This window comes from Kitasatospora sp. MBT63, from assembly GCF_000710465.2.
Lineage (GTDB): Bacteria > Actinomycetota > Actinomycetes > Streptomycetales > Streptomycetaceae > Kitasatospora.
In genome coordinates this window covers 1-1472 of record NZ_JAIZ01000633.1, presented here as the reverse complement: position 1 = coordinate 1472, position 1472 = coordinate 1, and the positions used below count along the sequence as shown (strand labels likewise).

The 1472-nt window shown below is 79.6% G+C and carries 1 protein-coding gene; it reads left to right on the top strand.

Annotated features, from left to right (window positions below; translation table 11 throughout):
- On the top strand, nucleotides 1–1443 hold a 1443-nt coding region (locus tag AA75_RS33140), incomplete at its 5' end, for a primosome assembly protein PriA (protein WP_033824060.1).
- Nucleotides 1444–1472 lie beyond the last annotated feature (29 nt).

Here is a 1472-nt window from a genome sequence, read left to right as displayed (position 1 = left end):
CTGGTGGTCCTGCCCGACGGGCGGGCCGCCGGCCGGGTCGACGCCGCGCTGACCGCGCTGCTCGGCCCCGGCCGGCACGCCGCACTGGCCGCCGACGCGGGGCCGCAGGAGCGCTACCGGCGCTGGCTCGCGGTCCGCCGGGGCTCGGTGCGGGCCGTGATCGGCACCCGGGCGGCGATGTTCGCGCCCGTCCGCGACCTGGGACTGGTCGTCGTCTGGTCGGACGGCGACAGCAGCCACAGCGACCCGCACGCCCCGTACGCGCACGTACGGGAGGTGGCGCTGCTGCGGGCCACCGAGGAGGGCGCGGGCGTACTGCTCGGCGGGCTGTCCACCACCGTCGAGGCGGCGCAGCTGCTGCGGACGGGCTGGGCCAGGCCGCTGGCGGCCGACCGGGAGACCGTACGGGCACTGGCACCGCGGATCCGGACCGTCACCGACCTGGACGAGGCGCGGGACGAGGCGGCGCGGGCCGCGCGGCTGCCGTCGGTCGCCTGGACGGCCGCGCGCGAGGCGCTGGAGCGGGGGCCGGTGCTGATCCAGGTGCCCCGGCGCGGGTACCAGCCGCGACTGTCCTGCGGGCGCTGCCGGGAGCCGGCCCGCTGCCGGCCGTGCGGCGGACCGCTGGAGACCGTCGGCGCGGACCTGCCGCCGCAGTGCAGCTGGTGCGGGACACCGGAGCCGGACTGGCACTGCCCCGAGTGCGGCTCCTTCCGCCTGCGGGCGAACGTGGTCGGCGCCCGGCGAACCGCCGAGGAGCTGGGGAAGGCCTTCCCCCGGGTCCCGGTCCGCACCTCGGGCCGGGACGCGGTGCTCACCACCGTGCCCGCCGCGCCCGCGCTGGTGATCGCCACCCCCGGCGCCGAACCGCTGGCCGAGGACGGCTACGCGGCCGCGCTGCTGCTGGACGGATGGGCGCTGCTCAACCGGCCCGACCTGCGGGCGGGGGAGGAGGCGCTGCGGCGGTGGCTGACCGCGGCCGCACTGGTGCGGCCGGCGTCGGCCGGCGGCACCGTGGTGGTGGTCGCGGAGGCGACGGCGCGGCCGGTGCAGGCGCTGGTGCGGTGGGACCCGGCGGGTCACGCCGCGTTGGAGCTGGAGGAACGGGCGGCGCTGCGGTTCCCGCCGGTGTCGCGGATGGCCTCGGTGACGGGGGCGCCGCAGGCGGTGGTGGATCTGCTCGGGCTGCTGCGGCTGCCGGACGGGGCGGATGTGCTCGGGCCGGTGCCGGTGGTGGGTGGGGCCGGCGGTGCGGGCTCCGGCTCCGGCTCCGGCTCCGGCGGAGGTGGGCGGGGGGAGGAGGTCGAGCGGGCGCTGCTGCGGGTCGAGCCGGGGCAGGGGGCGGCACTGGCGGCGGCACTGAAGGCGGCGCAGATCGCGCGGTTGGCGCTGCGGGGGTCGGAGCCGGTGCGGATCCGGATCGATCCGCCGGACATCGGCTGACGGACGGCGGGGGGGTGGACGCCGGGGGG